Below are 25578 nucleotides of genomic sequence, written 5' to 3' on the forward strand. Positions count from 1 at the left end.
CGGTGACGGTCAGCGGACCGGTGAACCCGCGGCCCCGGTGGCCGCCGCCGGTGCGGGGGCGGCGGCGTGGTCACCGGCGTGGGCGGCGACGAGGTCCAGCACGGCGCGGATGTCGTCGAGTGTGGTGCGCGGGTTGAGCAGGGTGAATTTCAGGTGGTGCCGCCCGTCGACGACCGTTCCGGCGACCATCGCCTCCCCGGAGGCCGCCAGGGCCTCCCGGGCGTGCAGATTGGCCAGGTCGGTGTGGCGCCGGTCGGCGTCGGTGTGCTCGCCTCCGGCCGGTACGTACCGGAAGACCAGGGTGGACAGGGAGGGTTCGGTGACGACCTCGAAGCGCGGGTCCGCGTCCAGCAGCCGCCAGGCACCGGCGGCGAGATCGACGACCTGGTCGAAGAGGCGTCCCACGGCGTCGGCGCCCATGATGCGCAGCGTCAGCCACATCTTGAGGGCGTCGAACCGCCGGGTGGTCTGCAGGCTCTTGTCGACCTGGTTGGGGATGCGCCGCTCCGCGCTGCGGGCCGGGTTGAGGTAGTCCGCGTAGTAGGTGGCGTGACGCAGCGTGGCGCCGTCGCGGACCAGGAGGGCACTCGAACTGACCGGCTGGAAGAAGGACTTGTGGTAGTCGACGGTGACGGACGAGGCCCGTTCGATGCCGTCGAGCAGGTGGCGGCGGGTCGGGGAGGCCAGCAGTCCGCAGCCGTAGGCGGCGTCCACGTGCAGCCAGATGCCGGCGCGTTCGCAGAGTCCGGCGATGGCGGGGAGCGGGTCGATGGAGCCGAAGTCGGTGGTTCCGGCGGTGGCGACCACGGCCATCACGGTGAGGTCCGCCGCGGAGCAGCGGTCGATCTCGGCGGCGAGGAGGTCGGTGCGCATCCGCCGGTCGCCGTCGGAGGGGACGGGGATGACGGAGTCGGGTGCCAGGCCGAGGAGTTTGGCGCTCTTCTGGACGGAGAAGTGGCTGTCCTCGGAGGTGAGGATGCGCAGCTGCGGCAGCAGCGCGGCGAGGGGTGCCGGGGCGGGGAGGTTCTTCCGCAGCATCCGGCACGTCTCCTCGCGGGCCAGCAGCAGGGCCTGGAGGTTGGACTGGGTGCCGCCGCTGGTGAAGACGCCGTCGGCGGCGCGGCCGAGGCCGATGCGGCCGGTGGTCCAGTCGATGACGTGACGTTCCATCAGGGTGCCGCCGGCGCTCTGGTCCCAGGTGTCGAGCGAGGAGTTGACGGCGGACAGGACGGCTTCGCCGAGGAGGGCGGGGAGCACCACCGGGCAGTTGAGGTGGGCGAGGTAGCGGGGGTGGTGGAAGTAGACCGCGTCGCGCAGGTACACCTCCTCCAGTTCGGCGAGGGCGGCGGCCGGGTCGCCCAGGGGCCGGTCCAGGTCGATCGCGCCCACGCGGGGGGCGAGTTCGTCCGGGGAGACGCCGGTGAAGGGGCGGGCCGTCCGGGCCACCGCGGCGGCGACTCGCGTCACGCCGTCGGTGACCAGGCGCCGGTAGTCGTCGGCCGTTTCGTTCCCCAGCAGGTGGGAGCGGGGGTCGGGGTCGGCGGCCGGTGGGGCCACGCCGGTCAGGGCGGTGGGGAGGGGTCCCTGAAGACTCACGTGCACGTCCTCCGTCGAGGGGGGCGGGGATGGGGCAGGAACGAAGGTTAGCCTAACCTAACCTGACCGCCCCTCAACCCCCACCCCGGCCTTTCTCACATGCGGTTTTCCGCCACTTCGGCCGGAGGGCCGGTGGGGGGCGCACGGAAGGACGGGGCCGGGCGCACACGCGGACGCGGACCGGCCGAACCCCCCGGCCGGTCCGCGTCCGCGGTCCGTCCCGCAGTCTCCGGCGGCACCGCTGCCCCCGGCCACGGGCTGTCAGTCGAGCTTCTCGGACTCGTCGATGGCCTCCGCGAGGTTCTCCAGCAGCGGGGCGGCACCCTGGTAGGAGAAGCGCGGCACCGGGTCCCACTCCGCGACCTGGCCGGCCTCGACCGCGGCCAGCTTCTTCCAGGTGGGCTTGGACTCCAGGTCCTTCTCCTGCAGAGCGGTGCCGCGGTTGTCGAGGATGATCAGGTCGGCGTCGTACTTGTCGGCGTTCTCCCAGCTCAGGCTCTCGAAGTAACCACCGCTCTCCTTCACGTCCTTCGGGGTGACGAACTCGACGCCCAGTTCCTCGAAGTACTTCAGGTCCGCGGCGGGGCCGGGGGTGGAGACGTAGAAGTAGTCGGCGCTGCCGGAGGCGGCCATGACCTTCAGCCCGCCATTGGCCCCGGCGGCCTTCCGCAGCTTCTCGGCGGCCTTCTCGAACCGCTCCTTGCCCTCGGTGACCTGCTTCGACTCCAGGTCGGCGCCGAGGGATTCGGCCAGTTCGGCGTAGCGTTCGATGGGCTCGGTGAGGGAGACGTTGGCGACCTGCGTGGCCACGCTGGGCGCGACCTTGAGGATCTTGTCCGCGCTCTCCTCGGGGACGTACCAGAGCGAGCCCTTGTCGTACTGGTGCGTCACCAGCAGATCGGGGTTGAGGGCCGCGTACTTCTCGATGTCGAACTCGCCCCAGGCGTTGCCGAGCACCTCGACCTTCTTCACGTCGAGGTCACCGGCCTGCGGGTGGGCGGAGCCGTCCTTGAGGGTGGTCTCGCCGAAGACACCGACGATCTTGTCCTTCAGGCCGAAGTCCGCGAGGGCCGCGGCCGTGCCGGTGAAGGCGACGATCCGCTCCGGGGTGCTGTCCGCGGTGACCTTCTTCTTGCGGTCGTCGGTGAACGACCACGGCTTGCTCTTGCTGTCGTCGGCGCCGGAGGACGAGCCGGAGTCGCCGCCGCAGGCCGCCAGCAGGACGCCGAGGCCGAGAGCGCCGGTCGCGGCGAGCAGGCCGCGGCGGGAGGGGGAAGCGGGACGGTTCCCGGACATGGTGGTGCCTTTCGTGCAGGGCGGTGGAACGCGGAGAAGGCCGGCGGAGACCGCAGCGGCCGATCAGCAGATGTTAGGTTAACCTAACCAAAGTTTCCGCCCAAGGGTGCGGGCTCCTCCCGCCCCCCGGCCCGACCGGAGCCGTACGTGTCAGTCACCGAGCCGTCCCCGGCGACGCGGAGCACCACCCCGGCTCCGCCGCCCCGTCCGCCGGCCGGCCGGCCCGCCGGTGCCCGATGGGCCCTGCGCGCCGCGGGGTTGGCGGGCGCGCTCGTCCTGCTGCTGGCCCTGACGGTGCTCAGCCTCGGCTTCGGCGCCCGGCCGCTCACGGCGGCCGAGGTGTGGCACGGCCTGCTCGACAGCGACTCCGCGGCCTACCACGTGGTGCACGGGATGCGGCTGCCGCGCACCCTCCTCGGCCTGCTCGTCGGCGTCGCCCTGGGCCTGGCCGGCGGGGTGATGCAGGCCCTCACCCGCAACCCGCTGGCCGACCCCGGGCTGCTGGGCATCAACGCGGGCGCCTCCGCCGCCGTGGTCACCGCCATCACCTTCCTCGGGGTGACGGCCTTCACCGGCTATGTGTGGTTCGCGCTGGCGGGCGCCGCCGTCGTCTCCGCCCTCGTCTACACGGTCGGCGGCGGACGGGGAGCGACCCCGGCGCGGCTGGCGCTGGCCGGGGCCGCGCTCAACGCCGCGCTCTACTCGTACGTCAACGCCGCGATGATCCTCAACACCGTGTCGCTCGACCGGATGCGGTTCTGGACCGTCGGCTCCCTCGCCTCCGCCCAGACGGACACGGTGATGAAGGTACTGCCGTTCATCGCCTCCGGGGTGCTGGTGTCGCTGGCGCTGGCCCGGCCGCTGAACGCCCTGGCGCTCGGCGACGACCAGGCACGCGCGCTCGGCGCCCGGCCCGCCCGGGTGCGCGTCGCCTCCATCGTCGCCGTCACCCTGCTGTGCGGGGCGGCCACCGCCGCCGCGGGGCCGATCGTCTTCGTCGGGCTCATGGTCCCCCACCTGGTGCGGGCGCTGACGGGCCCGGACCTGCGCTGGATGCTGCCCTACTGCGCCGTGCTCGCCCCGGTGCTGCTGCTCGGCGCCGACGTGCTCGGCCGGCTCCTCGGGCGGCCCGGCGAACTCCAGGTCGGCATCGTCACGGCGGTGCTCGGCGGACCCCTCTTCCTGTACGTTCTGCGGCGCCGGAAGGTGGCGGGAGCATGAAGCCGGTGACCACGGAGAAGACCGCACGGGAGAAGACCGCACCGCAGCGGACCGGCACGGGAGGCGCCCCGGCCGGCACGGGAGCCGACGGCCCGAGCGGGCCCGCCCCGGCCCGCGTACGGCGCCCGCGGCGCCTCGGCGGCGCCGGCGCACCGCCCGGCGGGACGCTGCGCACGCTGCGCCCGCTCCCCGCCGTCAGCCTCCGCTACCGCCCCCGGACGCTCGCCGCGGCGGCCGGCTGCCTGTTCGCCGCGCTGGCGGTCGGCGTCCTGAGCGTCGGCAGCGGCGAGTTCCCCATCGGCCCGGCCGAGGTGCTGCGCACCATCGCCGGATCGGGCACCCCCGCCCAGGACTTCATCGTCAACGAGCTGCGGCTCCCCCGGGTGATCGCCGCGCTGCTGGCCGGGGCGGCGCTGGCGCTGTCGGGGGCGGTGTTCCAGTCCGTCGTCCGCAATCCCCTGGGCAGCCCGGACCTGCTCGGGCTGACGCAGGGCGCGTCGACCGGAGCGCTCGTCGTCGTCATCACCGGCGGCAGCAGCGCCGCCCTGGCGGGTGGTGCCGTCGCGGGAGGGCTGCTCACCGGTCTGCTGATCTTCGCCCTGGCGTGGCGGCAGGGGCTGCACGGGCTGCGGCTCGTCCTGATCGGCATCGGTGTGATGGCCATGCTCACCGGCGTCAACGGCTATCTGCTCACCCGGGCGAAGCTGATGGAGGCGTCCCGCGCGGTGCTCTGGCTGACGGGCAGCCTGGACGGGCGCGGCTGGGCCGAGGTGACGCCCCTGCTGATCGCGGTGACGGTGCTGCTCCCGGTGACCGTCGTCGGCTGCGGCCGGGCGCTGCGCATGGCGGAGATGGGCGACGACGCGGCGCACGCCCTGGGCATCCGGGTCGAACGGGTCCGGCTGGTGGCCCTGGGGTCGGCCGTGGCCCTGGCCTCGTTCGCCGCCGCCTGCGCGGGCCCGGTGGCCTTCGTCGCGCTCACCGCCCCCCAGCTCGCCAAGCGCCTCACGAAGGCGCCCGGCCCCAACCTGGTCCCGGCGGCCTGCATGGGGGCGGCGCTGCTGGTGTGCGCCGACTGGGCCGCGCAGAACGCCTTCGGCGCACGGCAGTTGCCCGTCGGTGTGGTGACGGGTCTGCTCGGCGGCGGCTACCTGGTGTGGCTGCTCGCCCGGCAGCGGAGGGCGGGGCGGCTGTGACCGCGGAGAAGGCGGCAGGGGCCGGGACAGCGACCGGGGCAGACGCAGCAGACCCAGAGACCGGGGCAGGGGCCCGCGGCGGCAACGAGCACAGCGAGGACGGAGCACAGGACATGGCGCCGGGACAGCGGCAGCGGCCGGGAGCGGGACGGGACGAGCTGGACGGGCGCGAGGGGCGGTCAGCCCCGGTGGAGGGCCCGGACACCCGGCTGTGCGGCGGCGGGCTGACCCTCGCCTACGACCGGCGGACCGTCGCCGAGGATCTGACCGTCGCGATCCCCGACCGCTCCTTCACCGTCATCATCGGCCCCAACGCCTGCGGCAAGTCCACCCTGCTGCGCGCGCTGTCACGGATGCTCAAGCCGGCGGCGGGCAGCGTGCTCCTCGACGGCCGGGACATCTCCGCGACCCCCGCGAAGCAGGTGGCCCGCACCCTCGGGCTGCTGCCGCAGTCCTCGATCGCCCCGGACGGCATCGGCGTCTCCGAACTCGTCTCCCGCGGCCGGTATCCGCACCAGGGGCTGCTGCGCCAGTGGTCGTCGGAGGACGAGCGGGTCGTCGCCGCGTCGATGGACGCCACGGGGATCGCCGACCTCGCCGACCGCACCGTGGACGAACTCTCCGGCGGGCAGCGGCAGCGCGTGTGGATCGCCATGGCCCTGGCACAGCAGACGCCGCTGCTGCTCCTGGACGAGCCGACGACCTTCCTGGACCTCGCCCACCAGATCGAGATCCTGGACCTGTGCGCCCGCCTCCACGAGGAGGAGGGCCGCACCCTGGTCGCCGTCCTCCACGACCTCAACCACGCGGCCCGGTACGCCACCCACCTCATCGCCATGCGCGAGGGGCGCATCGTCGCCTCCGGGCCGCCCGCGGAGATCGTCACGGCGGAGCTGGTCGAGGACGTGTTCGGTCTCCCCTGCCGGGTCATCGACGATCCCGAGACCGGCACACCGCTGGTCGTACCGGCGGCCAGGAACCGCCGCGCGGTGCCGTCGGACAGGACGGCGAAGACGCCGGAGACGCGGCCGGCGACGGAGGGGGCGGCGAGGACGGGGCGCTGACGGGCGCGTCGCCGGACACGGGCCCCGGCAGCTCCGGGCCCCCGGCCCCGGGCCCCGTGGCACCGTCCCCGGGCCCGCCCGCGTTATCCGGATGTACGGACCTCTTCCGTTTTCCTCCCGCGGCGGCCGGTCGTCGGGGAGCATGGGAGCCGATATCCCTACGCCCCTGCTGGAGCCCGAACATGGCGGAGAGCGTGCCGGTGCGCTGCCCCTCGTGCCGCCGCGAGCACTCGTACACCCCGAACACCTACCCCTGCGCCTGCGGTTCCCCGCTGACCCCGCGCATCCTGCGCGGCGGGTCTCCCGTCCGGGTCGAACACCACACCTGGGAGGACACCTGGGTCACCGTGCGCTGCGATGCCTGCGGGCGGCGCAGCCAGTGGCCGCGTCCCGAACTGGGCTGCCCGTGCGGGCTGTTGCTGCGGCTGCCCGTCGCCCCGCTGACCAGTGCCTCCCCGGCCGTCCCGGGGTCTCCCGCGGAGCCGCCGCGGCAGCCCGCCCCGACCTCGGCGGTGCCGCGGCCCGCGTTCCGGCCGGTGACGATCCGCACCGGCCGGGACGCGGTCAACGCCGCCGCGAAGTACCTGCGCTGGCTGGGCTTCCGCGACGTCCTCGCCTGCGACGACCGCCCCGGCACCGGTGTGGACCTGCGCGGCACCGGGGTCGTCGCCCAGGTCGACCCGACCACCCGGCCCTCCGCCCTGCGCGAGGTCGAGTGCCTCTGGCTCAACGGGCTCAACGCCTCGGCGGTCGGGGTGTTCTTCTCCCTGGCCGGTTATGCCCACGACGCCCGGACCCGCGCCGACGAGTTACTGGTGCCGCTGTTCGTCATGGACCTCACCGGCACCCCGCAGCCCGTGAACGACGCGGCGGACGACCTCATCCGGATGGGCGCCTGAGGCCGGGCGGGCGCCTGCGGGCGGGCCGGGCGGGCGGGCGGGCTCAGTCCCGCCGCCCCGTACCGGTGAGTTCTCCGGTGGTGCGGTCGAGGAAGGCGGCGGCCCAGACCAGGGGCGCGTTCCAGTTGACGGCGTTCTCCTTGGAGCTCCAGGCCCCGGGCGCCGTGCGGGGGCCCGCGTAGGACTTGGCGGCGGGGCGGCCCTTGGGGGTGGCCTTGTCGTTGACGAGGGTGTTGTTGGGCCCGCCGGCCAGCCAGCCCCGGGGGAACGGGACGCGCGGGAAGCGGCCCCAGGCCCAGCGGTCGTGGAGGTCGGTCTCGCTGTGCTCGCCGTACCCCGTGATGTAGGAGAGGCGCAGGGCGTTGGTCCCCATGAGGTAGTCCATGGCGCGGTGCGCACCGCGCAGATAGCGCCGGTCGCCCGTCAGGTCGTGGGCGGTGCCGAGCAGCAGGACGCGGTTGACGACAGCGGAGTTGGAGCCCCACGGGTACTTCCGGTCCCCGGCGAGCGGGACGGGGTAGCCCTCCTTGCCGAGGACGGCCAGGATCCGGTCGGCCTCGGCGCGCAGGCGCCGCGTCATCCGGTCCCGGTCGGCGGCGGGCAGGTCGTTGCGGGCGGCCAGCAGGGAGAGGGTGCCGGTGGTCGCGGTCCGCGCCCAGGAGAAGCGGCGGGTGATCTCCCCATAGTGGCGGGAGCCGGTGACGGCCGTGCGGTAGGCGGCGGTTGAGGGGGCGGCGCGGCGGTGGCCGGTGAGGTAGAGCTCGGCCGCGGCGGCGTAGCGGTCGTCGCTGTTGCCGCGGTCCTCGTAGTCGCCGCCGCCCTCGGCGTCCTTGACGGCAGCGGTGTAGTCGGTGTCGGGGCGGGCCTCGGCGCGGGACCAGGCGTCCTCGGCGGTGCGCCAGAGGGCGGCGGCGCGCCGCGGGTCGTGGGGGGCGAGGACGCGGGAGAGGTGGGCGGTGGTGCGGGCGACGGCGTAGGTGGCGTTGGTGGAGGGCGGCATGGCGGAGCGCTTCATGGCGTTCTCGGCGGCCACCGACTCGGGCGGGAAGCCGCTCCACGCGTGGTTGTGGACCTTGTGCGAGGCGAGGCCCTCGCGGGGCAGCATGCCGGGGACGAAGCGGGAGCCGTAGGCGGTCTCGTCGAGGATGTCGGGGCGGCCGTTGGAGCGTTCGGGGATCGCGAGCGATCCGTCGGGGAGCGCCCGGGGGTCGCGTTCGTGGAGGTTGAGCAGGGTCCAGGCGGCGAGGGCGTGGTTGACCGGGTAGACGCCGAAGTCGCCGGCGTCCGCCCAGGCGCCGCGGACGTCCAGCCGCTGCTTGCCGCACCACCGGCGGTAACAGGGGACGGACGCGTCGCCGGGGTGCAGCGCGTCGTGGGCGTGCGCGGGGTGCTGGAGGTGGCGGGCCTCGACGGGGGTGCCCATCCGGTGGAAGTAGAAGTAGCCCATCGCGTCGCGGGCCAGCGCCGGGTAGAGGGCGCGGTCCCGCACGGAGAACGGGACGCTGCGGCCCGCGCCGTCCGCCTCCAGCACATAGCGGCCGGGGGTGCGGTGCCGGGAGAAGTCGGCGTGGTGGAGATGGTCGCCGGAGGCCCGGTCGTGGCCGTACACCCGGGTGCGGCCCGATGCCGCGACGGCGCCGGAGCCGTGGATCCGCAGCCGCCAGCCGACGGGCTTCCCGGCCGCGCTGACGACGGCGGCCACCTTGGCGGCTCCGGTGAGATAGCCGATCTGGTTGACGCGGACGGCGGCGCCGCTGCCGTCGTTCCCGCCGGCCTCCTTGTCCCCGGCGCCGTTCTCCTGGCGGCCGCTGTCCGCGGCCCGCGCGGACGGCGGGCCGCCCTCGGCGGCCTGGGGGGTGAGGGCGGCGAGCGCGAGCCCGGCGGCCAGGGCGGCCGCCGCTCGCGCGTGCGGCCGCCGGGGCGGGCGTGGTCGGTTGGCCGGCATGGGGCATCCCCTTCGGTCGACGATGACGGGGCTTCGCTACCGTCATCGCCGCCCGGGGGTCCACCGGACTCACCCGTCCGGCCCGGGGGTTCACCCCGGAGGGTGTACGGTCCGGCCCGGGCCGGCCGTCACCGCGGCCGGTGGGTGACCCTGCCGCCGGTCACGTCCCGGCGCGGGCGCGTTCCGGGGAGCGCGACTGCTGCGGGGTGCGGGCCGGTGCCGTGAAGCCCTCGCGCAGCTCGACCTTGCGCACCTTGCCGCTGACGGTGGTGGGGAAGGAGTCCATGACCCGCAGATGGCGGGGGACCTTGAAGTGCGCGAGCCGGCCGCGGCAGTAGCGGGCGAGCTCGTCGCGGGTCAGGGGGTCCGCCGGGTCGCGGAGGATGACGCAGGCGAGGATCTCCTCGCCGTAGGTCTCGTCCGGCACCCCGACCACCTGCACATCGGCGATCTTGGGGTGGCTGTACAGGAACTCCTCGATCTCCCGCGGATAGACGTTCTCGCCCCCGCGGATGATCATGTCCTTGATGCGTCCGACGATCCGGACGTAGCCGTCCTCGCCCATCACCGCCAGGTCGCCGGTGTGCATCCAGCGGGCGTGGTCGATGACCTCCGCGGTGCGCTCGGGCTCCTCCCAGTAGCCGAGCATCACCGAGTAGCCGCGGGTGCAGAGTTCGCCCGCGGTGCCGCGCGGCACGGTGAGGCCGGTCGCCGGGTCGGTGATCTTCACCTCCAGGTGCGGCAGCACCCGGCCGACGGTGCCGACGCGGCGCTCCAGGTCGTCCTCGCGCCGGGTCTGCGTGGAGACCGGGGCGGTCTCGGTCATGCCGTAGCAGATCGACACCTCGGCCATGTTCATCTCGCTGACGACCCGCTTCATCACCTCCACCGGGCAGGGCGAGCCGGCCATGATGCCCGTCCGCAGCGAGGAGAGGTCGTAGTCCTCGAAGCCGGGCAGGTCGAGTTCGGCGATGAACATCGTCGGCACCCCGTAGAGGGAGGTGCAGCGTTCGGCGGCGACGGCTTCGAGGGTGGCCGCGGGGTCGAACGAGCGGGCCGGGATGACGATGCAGGCGCCGTGGGTTGTGGCGGCGAGATTGCCCATGACCATGCCGAAGCAGTGGTAGAAGGGCACGGGCAGGCAGATGCGGTCCTGCTCGGTGTAGCGGATCAGCTCGCCCACCCAGAAGCCGTTGTTGAGGATGTTGTGGTGGGAGAGCGTGGCGCCCTTGGGGAAGCCGGTGGTGCCCGAGGTGTACTGGATGTTGACCGGGTCGTCGCAGCTGAGTTCGGCGGCGCGGGCGGCCAGGCGCTCGCGCGGCACGCCCTGGCCGGCCCGGATGAGGCCCTGCCAGGTGGAGTCCTCGATGTAGACGACGTCGCGCAGGGCCGGGGCGTGGGCGCGGACCTGTTCGACCATGCGCCGGTAGTCGCTGGTCTTGTGCTCGACGGAGGAGACCATCACCCCGATCCCGGCCTGCTTGAGCACATACGCCAGTTCGTGCACGCGGTAGGCCGGGTTGATGTTGACCATGACGGCGCCGATGCGCGCGGTCGCGTACTGCACGAGGACCCACTCGGGGCAGTTGACGGCCCAGATGCCGACCCGGTCGCCCTTGAGGACGCCCTTGGCGAGCAGGCCGAGCGCCACCTCGTCGACGGCGGCGCCGAACTCGGCGTAGGTCCAGCGGCGGCCGGACACCACGTCCACGAGCGCCTCGCGGTCGGGGTGGGCGGCGATCGCGCGGTCGAGGCTGGCCCCGATGGTGTCGCCGAGCAGTGGCCCGTCCGCGGTGCCGGCGGCGTACGAGAGCTCACCGGCCACCGGTGTGGCGGCGCCGGCCGGGTCCGTCCCCTCCGGGGCGGTGCCGTTGCCCTCTGCGGTGCCGTCGGCGGAAACGGCGGAGCGCTTGCTCATGAGTGGTCCCCCTCGCGGTATGCGGTGGCGCTTGTGGTGCTTGTGGTGCTTCCCTCTGCGGTACGTCGCCGCAGCTCGATCCGGCGGATCTTGCCCGAGACCGTTTTGGGCAGTTCGGCGAACTCGATCAGACGGACCCGTTTGTAGGGTGCCAAGTTCCGCCGGGAATGGGCGAAAAGCTCCCGGGCGGTCTCCGGCCCGGGCGGCCAGCCCTCGGCCAGGACGACATACGCCTTGGGCACCGAGAGGCGCAGCGGATCCGGCGCGGGGACGACGGCGGCCTCGGCGACCGCCTCGTGCTCCAGCAGTACGCTCTCCAGCTCGAAGGGCGAGATCTTGTAGTCGGAGGACTTGAAGACGTCGTCGTCGCGGCCGACGTAGGTGAGGTGGCCCCCGGCGTCGCGGGAGGCGAGGTCCCCGGTGTGGTAGTGGCCGCCGGCCATCACCTCGGCGGTGCGGGAGGCGTCGCCGTGGTAGCCGGTCATGAGGCCGACGGGGCGCTCGCCGTCGGGGCCGGTGAGGCGGACGCACACCTCGCCCTCGTCGCCGGGCTCGCCGGTGGCCGGGTCGAGCAGATCGATGGCGAAGCCTGGCATCGGGCGGCCCATGGACCCGGGTTTCACGGGCTGCCCGGGGCTGTTGGCGATCTGGACGGCGGTCTCCGTCTGGCCGAAGCCGTCCCGGATCGTCACCCCCCAGTCCGCCCGGACCCGTTCGATGACCTCCGGGTTGAGCGGCTCCCCCGCCGCGACCACCTCGCGCGGCGGGGTGGCCAGCCGGGTCAGGTCGGCCTGGACGAGCATCCGCCAGACGGTGGGCGGGGCGCAGAAGCTGGTGACGCCGAGGCGGTCCATGTGCTCCATGAGCCGGGCCGCGTCGAAGCGGGTGTAGTTGTGCACGACGACGGTGGCCTCGGCGTTCCACGGCGCGAAGAGGCTGCTCCAGGCGTGCTTGGCCCAGCCGGGCGAGGAGATGTTCAGGTGGGCGTCGCCGGGCCGCAGCCCGATCCAGTACATGGTGGCCAGATGGCCCACCGGATACGAGAGATGGGTGTGCTCGACGAGTTTGGGGCGGGCCGTGGTGCCCGAGGTGAAGTACAGCAGCAGTGGGTCGCCGGCGGCGGTGGGGCCGTCCGGGGTGAAGGCGTCCGGGAAACCGCGGGCCTCCTCGTACGGGAGCCAGCCGGGCGGCGGGCCGGGGGCGTCCGGCCCGGTGCCGCAGACGGCGATCCGGGTGTAGTCGCCGGGGACGTCCGCGAACTTGGCGGTGTCCCCGGCCCGGACGACGACGTGCCCCGCCCGGCCGCGGGCGACGCGGTCGGCCAGGTCGGCCGGGCCGAGCAGCGGGGTGGCGGGGATGACGACGGCGCGCAGCTTCATGGCGGCGAGCGCGGTCTCCCACAGCTCGGTCTGGTTGCCGAGCATGACGACGATGCGGTCGCCGGCCCGCACCCCCTGGGCGCGGAGCCAGTTGGCGACCCGGCCGGAGCGGGCGGAGAGCTCGGCGAAGGAGCTGCGGCTCTCGCCGCCGTCCTCCTCGACGATGTGCAGCGCGGTGCGGTCGTTGCCCTCGGCCACCCGGTCGAACCAGTCCAGGGCCCAGTTGAAGCGGGACGGGCGCGGCCAGCGGAACCCGGCGCGGGCGGCGTCGTAGTCCTCCCGGTGGCGGAGGAGGAAGTCGCGGGCCCGGCGGAACTCCTCCGTGGCCTCCGTGGCGGCGGGCGGCTCACCGGCGCCGGCCGACGCCGTGGTTCCGCTTCCCGTCATCTGTCCTCCTCGTGGTGGTGCGGCTCAGTAGCATCTTGAGGCAGTGACCTGCGTCTCACTACCCCCGGACGGGGGTGACACCGGTATATGCGTACGGGGGAGGGGAGTTGACCGTGGCCGAACTGGAGCACGGGGGCGCGAACGCGGAGGGGCCGCGTACGCCGGGCGCGACCGCCGAGGTCAGAGCGGCGCTGCTGCGCCTGCGGCGGGCCAGCGGGCTGCCGGTGGCCTTCGGCGGGCTGCTGGTGGACGGCACGCGGCTGCGCATCGGCGAGCTCAGCGGCGCGTCCACCGGCTCCCTGGCGGGCCTGTCGGTGACGGCCGGCAACGGCCTCGGCGGCAAGGCCCTGGCGCTGTCCCGGCCGGTGACGGTGACCGACTACCCGGCTTCACGGACCATCAGCCACGAGTACGACGGCGCGGTGGCGGCCGAGGGGCTGCGCGCCGTCCTCGCGGTCCCGGTGATCGTGGGACGGCAGGTGCGGGGCGTGCTCTACGGGGCGCTGCGGCAGCCGGTGCCGCTGGGCGACCGCACCCTGCACGCCGCGATGGGCGCGGCGCGGGAGCTGGAACGGACCCTGGCGGTCCGCGACGAGGCACAGCGGCTGCTGGCGGAGGGGCGGACCGGCACGGCGCGGACGGCGGGGCCGGGGGCGGCCGGGGCGTTCGCCGGGCCGGGGGGCGCGGCCGACGCCGCCGGCGCGGGCGCGGGTGCCCTCGGCGGTCCCGGAGGGCCCGGCGGTCCCGGGGGGCCGGGACTTCCCGGCGGGCCCGGCGGTCCGGACGGCTTCGGCGGCCCCGGGGGCCGCGGTGATCGGGACGGGCCGGCCGGGGTGATGTCCGGAGCGGCGTGGGAGCGGGTGCGAGAAGCGCACGCCCGGCTGCGTGCGCTGGCGCCGCGGGTGGCGGACCCGGAGCTGCGGGACGAGGTGCTGGCGGTCTGCGAACGGCTGGCCGAGGCCGGCTCGGCGGAGCCGGCGGCGGACCACCGCGGGGCCCCGGGCGGCACGGGGCTGGCGCCGCGCGAACTGGACGTCCTGGCGTGCGTGGCGGCGGGGGCCACCAACGCCGACGCGGCGGAGCGGCTGGGGGTGCGGCCGGAGACGGTGAAGGCGTACCTGCGGTCGGCGATGCGGAGGCTGGGAGCGCACAGCCGGCTGGAGGCGGTGGTGGCGGCGCGGCGGGCCGGGCTGCTGCCCTGAGGCCACGGGCCGGGTCTGCCGCCCTGAGCCCAGGGTGACGGCGACGGGCCGCGGGGCGCGGGCGAGCGGGGAGCCGGCAACCGTGAGCAGCGACCGGCCCGGTTGGCCGACGGGCCGGCACGGCGACCGGGCATCGGCGGGGGAACACCGGCCACCGGTCCTCCGCCCCGGCCCCGTCCGCGGTCGGGGTCGGGGCCGGGGCCGACGAGGCCCCCCTCCGGCGGGTCCGGGGCGTCCGTGCGTCCGGAGGGAGAGTTCGCGGCGCGGTCCCGGCCCGCCGGTCCGGCCGAGCGGGCGCGCGGGACGCGATTGGCTGGCCGGGGGACTCTTCTTGTAGATTCGAACAAAAGGCGGGGCCCCGGGCAGCGGAACGATCCCACCGGCCCGCGCCCTCTCCCCCACGCCTCCCCTGCACCCGTTTCCGACCGATCGGCGAGCGACCATGCGCCTCCGCGCACTGCTGGAGAACGACGTCCTGGGCCTGCGCCTGCTCAGCGGCGAGGCGGAGCTGGACCGCACCGTGCGCGGTGTCATGACCACCGACCTGCGCGATCCCGGCCGTTATCTGTCGGGCGGCGAACTGGTGCTCAGCGGACTGGCCTGGCATCACGGGCCGGAGGACTCGGAGCGGTTCGTCCGGATCCTCACCGGTGCCGGCGCCGCGGGACTGGCGGCGGGCGAGGCCGAGTTGCGTGCCGTCCCGGCGGATCTGGTGGCCGCCTGCGAGCGGCACCGGCTGCCGCTCTTCGCGGTGGACGAGAGCGTGGCGTTCGCCACCATCACCGAGCACGTGGTGCGCCGGGTCTCCGGCGAGCGGGCCGGTGATCTGGCCGCCGTCGTCGACCGGCACCGCAGGATGATGACGGCCGGGCCGTCGGGCCGGGGCCCGGACGTGGTCCTCGATCTGCTCGGCAGCGATCTGGACCTGCGCGCCTGGGTGCTCTCGCCCACCGGCCGGCTCGTCGCGGGTCGCGGAGCCGGCGCGGGACCGGACGCCGGCGGGGAGCGGCCGGACCCGGAGCTGTGCGCGGCGCTCGCGGGCGAGTACCTGGCCGCGGAGGCCGCCGGGCGGGCGGCCCCGCACCGGTTCACCGCCTCCGGCACCGTCCACTCGCTCTTCCCCGTCCGCGCCACCGGCCCCGCCTCCGCGCGGGAGACGGGCGACGCGCCGGCGGCCGTGCTCTCCGACTGGCTGCTGGCCGTCGAGGCCGACGCGGGCGACTGGCCCGCCGAGCGGCTCGACCTGCTGCACGGGGTCACCCAGCTGATCGCCGCCGAACGCGGCCACCGGGACGCCGCCCGGGCGGTACGGCGGCGGCTCGCCCAGGAGGTCGTCGACCTGCTGCGGGACGGCGCGCCGCCCGCCGAGACCGCGGCCCGGCTGCGGGCCGCCGCGCCCGTGCTGCTCCCGGGCCTCGGCAGCGCGCCGCACTGGCAGATCGTGGTCGCCCGGCTCGAACAGGAGCCCGCGGGCCCGGCGGAGACGGCCGCGGCGGACGGGCCCGGCCGCCGTACCCGGGACGAGACCGGCGGACCGGCGGCGCGGGCGCTGCTGGAGGAGATCCTCCTCGACCCGCGCGCGGGCGGCCCGGAACCGGCGGACCGCAGCGCCGTGGCCTGCGGCGGTGACGAGGCCGTCGCGCTGGTACCGCTGCCCGCGGTGGCGGGCCCGGACGGCGGAGGCCCCGAGGGCGGGGGCGTCCGGACCGAGGATCTGCTCGGCGCCGCGCGGGGGCCGCTGGAACGCGGCCTGGAGGCGGGCGGCGGGCGGCTCACCCTGGGCGTCAGCGCGGTGGTGCTGACCCCCGAGGGGCTGCGCGGCGCGCTGGAGGAGGCCCGGCACGCCCGCCGGGTCGCCGCGGCCCGGACCGGCCGGGTGTGCGCGGCCGGGCACCAGGAGCTGGCCTCGCACGTGCTGCTGCTGCCGTTCGTACCGGACGACGTGCGGCGCGCCTTCACCGCACGCCTCCTGGAGCCGCTGCGGGACTACGACCGCCGGCACCGCGCGGAACTGGTCCCGACACTGGAGGCCTTCCTCGACAGTGACGGCTCCTGGACCCGCTGCGCGGCCCGGCTCCATCTGCACGTCAACACGCTGCGCTACCGCGTGGGCCGTATCGAGCAGTTGACGGGCCGGGACCTGTCCCGCCTGGAGGACAAGCTCGACTTCTTCCTCGCCCTGCGGATGAGCTGACCCGGACGGCACCACAGCGCCCGCCGTGCCCGCCGCCTCGGGGGAGGGGGACGCACCGCCGCTGCGGGCGGGGGCGCCGGGCCGGGTGGACGCTGCCGGGGCGGACGTCCTGCGGCTCCTGGCGGAACAGAGGCGTCCGGGCCCGGCCTGCCGGTGCAGGACCCGGCCGTTGGGCCGGAGCCCCGTGCGGTACCGGCTCCAGGGGGCGCCGACGGCGCCGGGCGGACCCGGGCCGGCGGCTCCGCGGGCCCCGGCGGAAGCCGGCAAACCTCGCGGAGGGGGCGCGGACATCGCGGAGCCGGCGGAAGCACGGAACCCGGCGGTCCGCATCCCGCGGCGACACCCGGAAGCCCACCGTCCGCTTACCGGGCACGACCCTCCGCACGCCCCCTCCGCCGGGGCCGCGACACGGCCCCGCGCCCCCGCGCGCGAGGGCCCTCCGGAGCCCGCTATCCTGCGCGTGACCTGGGTCACAGCAGTCTCGCGGTGCTTTGTGAATCCGTTCACCCAACCCCTTGGCTCCGCACCATGATTCATGCTGAGATTCGCCCACGGCTTTCCGGGCTCGACGGCGCGCATGGGAGGGAATGTGGCGGATACCGCCATGTCACGTTCTGGACCGAAGAACCCCGCTACGGAACCGGTCCCCTGGGACGACCCGCTCCAGAGCGCCGTGTGGCGGCTCCGCTCCCGCGGCTGCTGGGAGGACGCCGCCGCGCTGCTCGCCCCCTCGGCCGTCACGGAATCGGCCGCCGCGCTCTGGCGCACCACCATCCTCGTGGAGCGGTGCCTGTTCACGGCCACGGGCTGGGAGGAGGCCGACGACGCCCTCCGCGCGGCCGAGGCGCTGGTCACCGGTGACGAGGAACGGGGCAGCGCCGCCTGCGAACGCGGCCATCTCGCCTACGCCTCCACCCTGTTCGGGGTGCGGGACCGCGCCGACGAGGCCCGCTCGGCCCTCGGCCGCGCCGCCGCGCTGCTGCCGCCCGGTTCGCCGAACCGCCCGCTGCTGGACTTCCGGCGCGGTCTCGTCGCCCAGCACCTGGCCGGGGACCCGCGCGGCGCCCAGGCGGCGTTCACCCGCGCGCACGCGGGCGCCTCCACACTCGGCGACGAACTGCTGCTCTCGTTCACCTGGCGGCATCTGGCCTCGATGGCGGAGCAGGAGGGCAACCGGACGGAGGCCCGGCACGGCTTCGCGGAATCGCTGCGCATCCGCGAGGAGCTCGGCTACCTGATCGGCATCGCCCCGGCGCTGTCGGCCCTGGCCGACGTCGAACCGGAGCCCGACGCGTCACGGCTGCGGGCGGAGGCCCTGCGGCTGGTACGGCTGCTGGGCGGGGTGCCGTCCTGGCTGGCGGACCGGCTGCTGCCCTCCGGTGCGGCTACCGCGGTGGAGACGCCGGAAACGGTGGAGGTGGCCGTATCCGGGGCCGCGGCGCCGTCCGCGGAGACGGCGGACCTCGCGGTGGCCGCTCCGGCAGGGGAGGCGGCCGCACCGGCCGGCACGGCGGCGGCCACGGCACCCCCGGCGGCCACTCCGGCCCCTCGGGCACGGACCCTCCCCCGCCCCGACTGACGGACCCCGACTGACGGACCCCGGCTGCCGGAGACCGGCCGGTCCCGTCGCCGGGCGGCGGGGGGTCAGGCCCGGGGCGGCCGGGCGGCGGTGAAGTGCTCGCGTGCCAGCTGCTCGACGGCCGCTGTGTCGCCCGCGCTCAGGGCGTCCAGCAGGGCGTTGTGTTCGGCCGCCTCCGCGAGGAGTTCCGCGGTCCCGGTGGCCCGGGTGCGGCCCGCCGGCGTCTGGCCCCGCCGGTGCAGTTCGTCGCCGATCAGGGCGAGCTGGCGGTTCCCCGAGAGGGAGAGCAGTGCGTGGTGGAAGGCGCGGTCGGCCTCGGCGTAGCCGACCCGGTCGCCCCGGGCTGCCGCCGCCACGCCGGCCGCGGCGAGCGGGCGCAGCTCCTCCCAGCTCGCGGGCGGCCCGGTCCGCGCCAGCCGGAGCAGCACCGGCACCTCCAACAGGGCGCGCACCTCGGCCAGTTCGGCGAGGTCGCGCTCGCTGCGGCGGGCCACGCGGAAGCCCCGGTTGGGGACGACCTCCACGGCACCCTCGGCGGCGAGCTGCTGCATCGCCTCCCGCACGGGCGTCGGGGAGACCCCGAACCGCGCGGCGAGGGCGGGCGCCGAGTACACCTCGCCGGGCAGGAGATCGCCGCCGACCAGCGCGGTTCGGAGGGCGTCGAGGATCTGTCCGCGCACGGAGTGGCGGGCGGGGAGCTTGCGCGGCGCCGGGCGCCCGGGGGTCCGCGCCGCCCCGTCCGGCTGTTCCCCGGTGCCGTAGGCGTGCGCGCCGGGCGCGGGCCCGTCCGCCGTGGGCGCCTCCCGGGTGCCCGCGCCCCGGCCGGGTTCCCCGCTCCCGCGCTCACCGGCCGCGTGTTCGCCGCTTCCGTGCTCCCGGGGTTCGCGGCGGACCTGCCGGGACGGGTCCGGCCACGCCGCGCCCCGCGCACCGGCCCCGTACGAGCCGCGCCCGCGGTCCTCGCGGACCGCCTCGGCCGGGCGGGTGCCGGCCGCCTGCGGGGGAGTTCCCGGCCGCGGCGCACCCGCGCCCCGCCCGGCCTCTCCGGTCCCCCGGGATGCTGCGGCTCGCGACTGCTCCATCGGGTCCTCCTGTGGTCCCACAGAACGATAAGCGGACCACTCCGCACTTCAAAGGTCCGAGTGGTCGGGTAAGGTAAGGCTTACCTGCAAACGATCGCGTTGAGTTGGTGGTCCCCGCATGTCCGTGGCACCGGCCGTACCGGCCCTCTCGCACCACCCCGTGGCGGGGGCGTACTCCCGGCTCGCCGAGGTGCTCCCCGCCGTACGGCTGCTGGAGGGCGCTCCGCGCTCCGGCGGCGGCTGGGTGAAAGCCGGTGAGCTGGCATCGGGCGGCCCCGCCCTCGACGCCTTCCTGGCCGCCGAGGAGGCCGAGGTCGTCGGCAACTACGGGCGCCCGGCCCGCCCCGACGTGACCGCCGGTTTCGGGCTGCACCGCTACGCCTGGTCCGCGTGCCTGCTCATCACCGTCCCCTGGTTCCTGCTCCGCCGTGTGCCGCGGCTGCCGGCCGGCGAGGTCGCGTTCCACCGCGCACAGGGCCGGATGACCGCGCGGGTCCGGGAGTTCGCGTGCCTGCCGGACGACCCGGCGGCCGGGCTGCCGGGCGCGCGGGTCGTCAGCGGGGAGGACACGCTGCGGACCGAGGTCCGCGGAGCGCTCGCCGAGCATCTCGAGCCGGTGCTGGAGGGCTTCCGCCCCCGGATGCGGCGCGGACCGCGCGCCATGTGGGGCATGGCCACCGACGAGATCGTCGAGAGCCTCTGGTACGCGGGCCACCTGCTCGGCGAGGAGCGCCGGGCGATCGCGGAGCTGGAGGCCCTGCTGCCCGGGGCCACGAAGCCGTTCGTCGGCGCGCCGTCGTTCCGGGAACTGACCGGACCGGCCGGGGAGACGCTGTCCACCCGTGACCGGGCGAGCTGCTGCATGTTCTACACCCTGCGGCCGGAGGACACCTGCGTCACCTGCCCGCGCACCTGTGATGCCGAGCGCGTGGCCCGGCTCAGCGGCGCCTGACCGCGCGGGACTTCCGCCGGCTCCGGAGGCCGGGCCGGAAGCCGGGGTGCGGGGTACGGAAGCGAGCCCCCGACCCTACGGTCACGACCCGCGCCCCGTCCGCATGATCAGACCATTCGACCGGTTCTGATCGTGCGGACATATTTTCGGTTGCGTCTTCTGCCCATTGTCGATCCCTTGCCCTGAATCCGCCTGGCACCAGAACCGATTCCGCCAAGATGTCGCGGCAAGACCGCACGCGACACGGCACGGGCGGGACGGAAGCGAGGCGAGGGGCCCGAGATGAGACTGACGGACATGGCGCTGAACTGGGTGTTGCCGGGCGCGGTGTTGCTCGTCGGCATCGCGGGCGCGGCGGTGGTCCTGGCCCGCGGCCGGCGCGCGACGGCCGAGAAGGACGGCAACCTCGCCGACTCCTGGGAACGCAGCGAGGAACGCAGGCGGCGCAAGGAGGCCATCTACGGCTCCGCCTCGTACGTCCTGCTGTTCTGCTGCGCCGCGGTCGCCGCCGCCCTCTCCTTCCACGGTCTGGTCGGCTTCGGCCGGCAGAACCTCAACCTCTCCGGCGGCTGGGAGTACCTGGTCCCCTTCGGCCTCGACGGCGCGGCGATGTTCTGTTCGGTCCTGGCGGTGCGGGAGGCCAGCCACGGCGACGCGGCCCTCGGCTCCCGCCTGCTCGTCTGGACGTTCGCGGGCGCGGCGGCCTGGTTCAACTGGGTGCACGCGCCGCGCGGCCTGGATCACGCGGGCGCCCCGCAGTTCTTCGCCGGGATGTCCCTGTCCGCCGCGGTCCTCTTCGACCGGGCGCTCAAGCAGACCCGCAGGGCGGCGCTGCGCGAGCAGGGACTCGTCCCGCGGCCGCTGCCGCAGATCCGCATCGTCCGCTGGCTGCGCGCACCGCGCGAGACCTTCGCCGCCTGGTCGCTGATGCTGCTGGAGGGCGTGCGGACCCTGGACGAGGCGGTCGACGAGGTCCGCGAGGACCGGCGGATCAAGCAGCAGAACCGGCAGCGGCGGCGGGACGAGGAGAAGCGCGAGCGCGCCCGCATCAAGGCCATGAACCGGCAGCACCGGGTGTGGGGGCGGGCCCGGGGCGGCCGTCAGGTCGAGCTGCCGGGGCTGCTGCCGGCCGGCGCCGCCCAGGCCGGCTCCGAACCCGCCAGAGCGGACGGACAGCCGGCGGCACTCCCTTCCTCCTCGCCCGCGGACTCCCCGGCGGGCGGCGGCCCGCTTTTGCAGGCCGTCCGCGTCGACCGGGCTGACACCCCGGATAGCGCCGGTCCCGGCTCGGACCCGGGGGGCGGCGGCCGTACGGAGCGCGCTTCCCGGACCGTCGACCTCACGGCCGAGGACGACACCCTGACGATCCCCCGCCTCGACTCCCTGGAGCGCAAACTCCAGGACCTGGAGCAGCAGTTCGGCTGACGGGGACGGCCGGGCGGCCGGGGCGGCGGCCCGGCCGGAGGTGTGCCCGGACAGGGCAATGCCCGGCACCGCCGGGAGTACGGTGCCGGGCATTCAGGGGAGGACGTTCGCGCGGTGGAGATCCGCGGCGCAACAGTCACTGACAGGTGGATTCCCCGGGTTCTTTCCTTACATGTCATGTATCCCGCTTTTCACGCGATTGCCGTAACGGCGGAGTGGCGGGGCGCGGATGGCGGCCCGGGTGGCCCCCGGTCCCGCCCGGTGGCTCCCCCGGCCGGTGGCTCCCCCGGCCGGAGCAGCGGCCCGGTCCCGCACACGGCGGACCGGGCCGGTGGTGAGTCAGTCCTCCCAGACGGCGGCGGCCGTGCGGTCGTCCGCGTAGCCCTTCACCCGGAGCTGTACGTCGGAGAGGAACGCGGCCAGGCCCGGCGCCGGGGACACGGCCCAGCGCGCCGCCAGCAGGCCGGCCAGCGCGGGCTCGCCCCGCAGCGGGTCCGCGAGGCCGGCGGAGCACAGCAGCAGGGTGTCCCCCGGACGGGCGACGGAGGCGCGGAACCGGAAAGACGCGGCACCCGGATCGCCCGGCGCCCCGGGACGGCCCGGGGCGCGGGTGCCCAGGTCCACGGTGAGCCGGTCCCCGGCAGGCCCGGAAGGCCGGTCGGCTCCCCCGGCCTCCCCACCGCCCGGCGGACGCCCCGTACCCTCGCCGCCCGGCGGTACGGCCGGGGCGGAGCCCGCCGGCGCCGGACCGGCCGGCTCCGGACCGGCGGCGGCCGGGCCGCGCGGGCCGCCTCCCTGGCCCGGCAGGACGGCTCCGGAGCCGGCCGGGGAACCGTCCGCGGCCTGCGGCTGCGCGGGCACCGAGGGCTCCAGGTCCTGCCACTCGCCGTCCCGCAGCCGGAACAGCCCGCCCCCGCCGACGCCGAAGAAGACCCGGGTGCGGCACGCGGGGTCGACGGGCAGCAGCAGACAGCGCAGCCCCGAGGTGTACGCGGCGGGCTGCAGGCCCAGCTCCGCCGCCCGCGCCCGCAGCTTGCCGTACGAACGGCCCGTCAGCCGGTGCAGCCCCGACTTGAGGGCGCCGCGCCGCCCCTCCCTGATGTCCTCGGCCAGCCGGACGTGGGCGCGGCCGACCGCTTCGGCGACCCACCGGCAGACATCGGCGGCGGCCCGGTGTCCGTCCTCCGCGGCCCGGCCGCCGGTGGCCGTGGCGATCAGCAGCAGCGCCTGGTCGCCGCGGCCGAACCGGGCCGTCAGGAGCGCGTCCCGGCGCGGTTCACCCCGGTAGCGCGCGGAGTCGCCGCGCAGGGAGGCGGCCCGGAGGGTCATCGTGCCGTAGCGGGCACCGTCCAGAACCGTGTCGGGGACGAGGTCGTCCAGGTCCTTGGGATCGGCCTCGGGGAGAGCCGTCGGCTCGCCCTGATAGGTGGGCGGGCGCTCGCCGACGTACCCGGGCTCCACGCCGGCCCGCACGCCCCCTCCGGTGCTCCCGGCTCCGGAACTCACAGCTCCGGTACTCCCGGCTCCGACGGGGCCCCCGTACCGCCCGCCGTCGCCGGCGGCCTCGTCGCCGCCGCGCCGAAGCATGCCCACTGCCACATGTCCTCCATCGGTCCGCGCCACCGCTCCGGTCCGGACCGGACCGGGATCGGCCGGTGTTCCGGCCGGCGTGCTCCGCGCGCTCTGGTCGTTCTGGGTTTCCTGGGTGTCCTGGGTGGTGTTACGGGTGTCCGGTCCGGTCCGTTCGGTCTGTTCGGTCCGCTCGGTCCGCTGCTCCCGCCACAGCGGCACCACGGGGTCGTACGGGCCGGGAGCCGCTCCGCCCGTTGCGGCGGACCCGCCGTCCGGACGGCTTTCCGCGCCGCTCTCCGGGCCGGTCTCCGTCGCATGGTACGGCCGTCCGGTCCGGCCGTACGGAGCGGTGGATGACGAGGTGCTGGACTGACGCTCCTCCACCGGACCGCCGGTCGCGGCCTCTTCAGGGTCCCATGGGTCCGACGGGTCGAGCGGCGGCTCCCACGGGGCGCGCGGGGGCGTCATGGAGCGCATCGGGCGGGCGTTCCGGGGAGTCGGCGCCGCGGCGGGAAGTCCGGCCGGCGGCTCCGGGCTTTCCGGGCCGGGCTCCGGCTCCCCTCCGGGCACGGCGGGCCCGGACCGTCCGTCCGCCGTGGTGGGGCTTCCGCCGGACGGCGGGGCGGAGGACGGCGGGGTGGAGGACGGCGGCGCGGCCGGTCCAGCGGCTCCCGTGAAGGGCCGGGCCGGGCCGGAGGCCGTGCCCGGTGGCTGCCACGGTGCGCCGGGGCCGGGCGCGGACGGGGGCGAGTGCGGGGGTGCGGCGGGGCTCCCGGACGGCTCCGCACGGTCCCCGGAGACCGCCGGTCCGGCGGCGGGCCAGGGGGTGGCCGGGGTGCTGAACCACCATTCGTCCGGCGCCGGCTCCGCGGAGGGCGGGGACGCGGCGGCCGTGTCCCCAGGGCCTCCGTGCCCGGCTTCCCCGGTCTCCCGACGCGGAGGCGGGTCCTGCGGCCGCGGCGGCTCCGTCCACTGCTCGGGAGCGGCGAACTCGGCGGGAGCGGGAACATCCGTACCGGCATCGGCGGCGTCGTCCGCGTCTGCCGGCTCGTCAGTGGCGTCCAGGTGGGCGGCGGGGCCTCCGGCGGCGGCACCGGCTTCCGGTTCCGTGCGGTCGCCGGTGCTGGTCCGCCCGGCCCGGGGGCCGCCGCCCGTCCCGGCCCAGTGGCCGGTGTCGCCGGCGCGGTGACCGGTACCGGTGGCACCGGCGTCCGTGACCTCGGCACCGGCATCCGGCTGGGCGGCAGGGTCTCCGGCGGCGGCACGGGCATCCGCCTCCGCCCAGGCGGCGGTGCCGGATCCGTCGGCGGTACGGGATCCGTCGGCGGTGCCGGGCCCGGTGACAAGCCCGCGCGGACCGGCACCGGGGTCTGCCGGCCCGGAACCGGCCTCCATCCGGGCGGCGTTGTCCCCGGCAGCGCCACCGGTGCCCGCTTCCGCTTCCACGCGGTCGGCGGCGCCGGTGCCGTCCGCTGTGCCGGTGCCGGTGCTGTCCGCTGTGCCGGTGCCGGCGCCGGTGACGCCGGTGCCGGGCCCGGTGACGGGTTCCTCAACCCGACCGGGCGGCGGGCCGCCGTCGTGCCCCGGGGCCGGCGGGCCGCCGTGGGAGAAACCCCGGGCGGCGAACCATCCGGACCGGGGGTCTCCCCCGGCCGGGCCCTCCCGGCCGGGCCGCTCCGGGGCCGGTCCGGGGCCGGCCGACGGTGGACCGACCGCGCGGGAGGCCGAGTCGAAACGGTCGTCCAGGGAGTCGTCCGCCGCGGCCGGTCCCGCGTCCGGCTTCTCCTCGCCGTACAACTCGCGCCACCACGCGTCCTCGTGGCTGTTCCGCTCCCCGTACTGACTCATGCCCATATCGTCCATCCTGCCCGCCCCGGGCCGGGGCCGCGCATTCCGAGCCCGCCGGACGGCGGTCCGGCCTCTCCGGTGGGGCGGTGGCGGGGAACGGTGGCAGGGAGGGGCGGGGTACGGGGATGATGTGCCGGTACGGGAGGGGAGACATGCCGGGTGCAACAGACTTGGACGAGGACCACGAGTCCGCGTACCGCACGCTCGTCGGACTGGGCGGCGCCGAACCGGCCGAGCTGGCGGCCCGGTTGACGCTCCCCGAGGAGGACGCCGCACGGATTCTGCGGCGGCTGGAGCGGCACGGGCTGGCGGTGCGTTCGCCGGCCCGCCCCGGTCGGTGGCTCGCGGCCGGGACGGCGTGGCCGGACGGTACGGGGGCTCCCCGGCAGCGGCGGCCCGTACCGCAGGCGGGGGATCCCGCACCCGGGAGAACGCGGCAGACGGCCGATCCCGCCGGGCAGCCCCGGCCGGAGGGCCACCGGGCCGGGACGCACGCGGCCGGTGCCGCCGGTGCCGGGGAAGACGTGGGAGCCGAGCCCGCCCGGCGCGCCGTCCAGGGCACCGCGGACGGGCCGGACGCCGTGGATCTGCGCATCCTGTCCCTGCTGCTCGCCGGGCTGACCGACGCGAGCGCCGCGAAACAGCTCGACCTCGGCTTGCGCACCGTCCAGCGCCGGGTGAAACGGCTGATGGAGATCGCCGGAGTCTCCACCCGGCTCCAACTGGGCTGGCACGCCTGCGAACACGGCTGGCCGGCACGGACCCCCACGGGAAGGACGGCCGCCGGCTCCGGCACCGGAGCCGGAGCGGTATCGGGGACCTT

15 protein-coding genes and 2 pseudogenes are annotated in these 25578 nt (G+C 75.9%); 10 read left to right on the forward strand and 7 right to left on the reverse strand.

Features of this window, described 5'->3' with window-relative positions:
* Positions 1-9 precede the first annotated feature (9 nt).
* Complete coding sequence (locus SXIN_RS05900) at positions 10-1566, reverse strand: pyridoxal phosphate-dependent decarboxylase family protein (protein ID WP_050931061.1); 1557 nt, start codon at positions 1564-1566, stop codon at positions 10-12.
* Between the two features lie 291 nt (positions 1567-1857).
* Positions 1858-2892 carry an ABC transporter substrate-binding protein gene (locus SXIN_RS05905; protein WP_019711000.1) on the reverse strand — a complete coding sequence of 345 codons (1035 nt, stop codon included), beginning with the start codon at positions 2890-2892 and terminating at the stop codon, positions 1858-1860.
* Positions 2893-3039: 147 nt separating this feature from the next.
* On the opposite strand from SXIN_RS05905, the gene SXIN_RS05910 reads away from it, so the two are divergent.
* The 4 genes from SXIN_RS05910 (at position 3040) to SXIN_RS05925 (ending at position 7272) form a co-directional block, all read left to right on the forward strand.
* Positions 3040-4113 carry a FecCD family ABC transporter permease gene (locus SXIN_RS05910; RefSeq protein WP_095756689.1) on the forward strand — a complete coding sequence of 358 codons (1074 nt, stop codon included), beginning with the start codon at positions 3040-3042 and terminating at the stop codon, positions 4111-4113.
* Positions 4110-5309, forward strand: coding sequence for a FecCD family ABC transporter permease (locus SXIN_RS05915; RefSeq protein WP_095756690.1), 1200 nt, complete (start codon positions 4110-4112; stop codon positions 5307-5309). The genes SXIN_RS05910 and SXIN_RS05915 overlap by 4 nt, the downstream gene beginning before the upstream one ends.
* A 113-nt stretch (positions 5310-5422) precedes the next feature.
* Positions 5423-6373: an ABC transporter ATP-binding protein gene (locus SXIN_RS05920; RefSeq protein WP_019707976.1), complete on the forward strand. Its 951-nt coding sequence runs from the start codon at positions 5423-5425 to the stop codon at positions 6371-6373.
* 182 nt (positions 6374-6555) lie between these two features.
* Positions 6556-7272 carry a hypothetical protein gene (locus SXIN_RS05925; RefSeq protein ID WP_095756691.1) on the forward strand — a complete coding sequence of 239 codons (717 nt, stop codon included), beginning with the start codon at positions 6556-6558 and terminating at the stop codon, positions 7270-7272.
* A gap of 43 nt (positions 7273-7315) precedes the next feature.
* Here SXIN_RS05925 and SXIN_RS05930 read toward each other — a convergent pair whose 3' ends face one another.
* From SXIN_RS05930 to SXIN_RS05940, 3 genes are all read right to left on the reverse strand, one after another.
* Complete coding sequence (locus tag SXIN_RS05930) at positions 7316-9217, reverse strand: glycoside hydrolase family 9 protein (RefSeq protein ID WP_095756692.1); 1902 nt, start codon at positions 9215-9217, stop codon at positions 7316-7318.
* Between the two features lie 160 nt (positions 9218-9377).
* Positions 9378-11135, reverse strand: a complete 1758-nt coding sequence (locus SXIN_RS05935; RefSeq protein WP_019711003.1) for an AMP-binding protein — start codon at positions 11133-11135, stop codon at positions 9378-9380.
* On the reverse strand, positions 11132-12901 hold the full coding sequence (locus SXIN_RS05940) for an AMP-binding protein (RefSeq protein WP_019711004.1): 1770 nt from the start codon (positions 12899-12901) through the stop codon (positions 11132-11134). The genes SXIN_RS05935 and SXIN_RS05940 overlap by 4 nt, the downstream gene beginning before the upstream one ends.
* 122 nt (positions 12902-13023) lie before the next feature.
* Here SXIN_RS05940 and SXIN_RS31485 point away from each other — a divergent pair, with 122 nt between their 5' ends.
* The 3 genes and pseudogenes from SXIN_RS31485 to SXIN_RS05955 form a co-directional block, all read left to right on the forward strand.
* Positions 13024-14103: a LuxR C-terminal-related transcriptional regulator gene (locus SXIN_RS31485; RefSeq protein WP_192883661.1), complete on the forward strand. Its 1080-nt coding sequence runs from the start codon at positions 13024-13026 to the stop codon at positions 14101-14103.
* A gap of 442 nt (positions 14104-14545) precedes the next feature.
* Positions 14546-16297, forward strand: coding sequence for a PucR family transcriptional regulator (locus SXIN_RS05950; RefSeq protein WP_095756693.1), 1752 nt, complete (start codon positions 14546-14548; stop codon positions 16295-16297).
* A 589-nt stretch (positions 16298-16886) separates the two neighbouring features.
* Positions 16887-17690 (forward strand): annotated as a pseudogene (locus tag SXIN_RS05955) (hypothetical protein); the annotation flags it as partial.
* A 251-nt stretch (positions 17691-17941) separates the two neighbouring features.
* Here SXIN_RS05955 and SXIN_RS05960 read toward each other — a convergent pair.
* Positions 17942-18958 (reverse strand): GntR family transcriptional regulator, encoded by a 1017-nt coding sequence (locus SXIN_RS05960; RefSeq protein WP_095756694.1) that lies wholly within the window; start codon positions 18956-18958, stop codon positions 17942-17944.
* A gap of 118 nt (positions 18959-19076) precedes the next feature.
* On the opposite strand from SXIN_RS05960, the gene SXIN_RS05965 reads away from it, so the two are divergent.
* Positions 19077-19910 carry a (2Fe-2S)-binding protein gene (locus SXIN_RS05965; protein WP_019711006.1) on the forward strand — a complete coding sequence of 278 codons (834 nt, stop codon included), beginning with the start codon at positions 19077-19079 and terminating at the stop codon, positions 19908-19910.
* A gap of 282 nt (positions 19911-20192) precedes the next feature.
* Complete coding sequence (locus SXIN_RS05970) at positions 20193-21335, forward strand: DUF2637 domain-containing protein (protein WP_019711007.1); 1143 nt, start codon at positions 20193-20195, stop codon at positions 21333-21335.
* Between the two features lie 339 nt (positions 21336-21674).
* Here the strand turns inward: SXIN_RS05970 and SXIN_RS32000 are convergent, their stop codons facing one another.
* Positions 21675-24755 (reverse strand): protein phosphatase 2C domain-containing protein, encoded by a 3081-nt coding sequence (locus SXIN_RS32000; RefSeq protein ID WP_238153689.1) that lies wholly within the window; start codon positions 24753-24755, stop codon positions 21675-21677.
* A 152-nt stretch (positions 24756-24907) separates the two neighbouring features.
* Between SXIN_RS32000 and SXIN_RS05980 the strand changes: the two are divergent.
* Positions 24908-25519, forward strand: a pseudogene (locus tag SXIN_RS05980) (helix-turn-helix domain-containing protein); the annotation flags it as partial.
* Between the last annotated feature and the right edge of the window lie 59 nt (positions 25520-25578).

The organism is Streptomyces xinghaiensis S187 (assembly GCF_000220705.2).
Taxonomy (GTDB): domain Bacteria; phylum Actinomycetota; class Actinomycetes; order Streptomycetales; family Streptomycetaceae; genus Streptomyces; species Streptomyces xinghaiensis.